Annotated in this window: 1 protein-coding gene and 1 pseudogene; both read right to left on the bottom strand. The window is 69.7% G+C overall.

Features of this window, described 5'->3' with window-relative positions; translation table 11 throughout:
• On the bottom strand, nucleotides 1–542 hold a 542-nt coding region (locus F6Q13_RS18620), incomplete at its 3' end, for an arsenic resistance protein (protein WP_367141372.1).
• A gap of 40 nt (nucleotides 543–582) precedes the next feature.
• A pseudogene (locus F6Q13_RS18615) lies at nucleotides 583–725 on the bottom strand (arsenical-resistance protein); the annotation flags it as partial.

Genomic DNA, 725 nt, shown 5'->3' with positions numbered 1-725 from the left:
GCCAGGGTCAACGGCACCACGATCAGCATGAGGAAGGCTTCCAGGAACGGGCCGAAGGTGACGATGGCGGCCAGTTCCGGCCCGAGGAACAGCCACAGCAGCCCAGGCAGGGCGAGCATCTGGGTGAGCATCAGCAGCGGGACGGCGGCCAGCAGACGTTGACTGTCCCCGCCGGCCAGCCGGCAGAACACGATGACGTAGTCGACGCAGGGCGTGAGCAGTGTCAGCAGCACACCGAGCAGGACCGCTCGGGGCAGCGGAACCACCCAGGTCAGTGCGGCCACCACGAGCGGCACCACGGCGAAGTTCACCACCAGCAGCGCACCCAGGAACGTGCCGTCCCGGAAAGCCGCGGTCAGCTCGGTGAATTGCACCTGCAGAAACGTGGCATACAGCAATACGGCGAGCACCGGGTAGATGGCGGCCTGCCAGGCCGATGCCGCACCCGGCCGGGCCAGTCCGACCGCGGCGCCGGCCGCCAGCCCCCCCAGGTAGAGAACGATTTGGTGGCGTTCGAACCACGCCGCGACGGGTCGGCGCACCGGCTGTCCTTCTGCGTGTGCAGCGCCAGGCGCTCCCGGGCTAGCCCGCAGCCAGAGCGCTGGCCGGCCAGCTCAGCCGACGGCGAAGCCACAGGGCCACGTAGACCAAACCGAGCAGCACCGGGACTTCGATCAGCGGGCCGACCACCCCGGCCAGGGCCTCACCGGAGGTGACGCCGAACA

The organism is Mycobacterium sp. (genome assembly GCF_008709575.1).
Classification (GTDB): domain Bacteria; phylum Actinomycetota; class Actinomycetes; order Mycobacteriales; family Mycobacteriaceae; genus Mycobacterium.
Note: the sequence above shows the minus strand (reverse complement) of the source record. Positions and strands in the feature narration are given on the sequence as shown.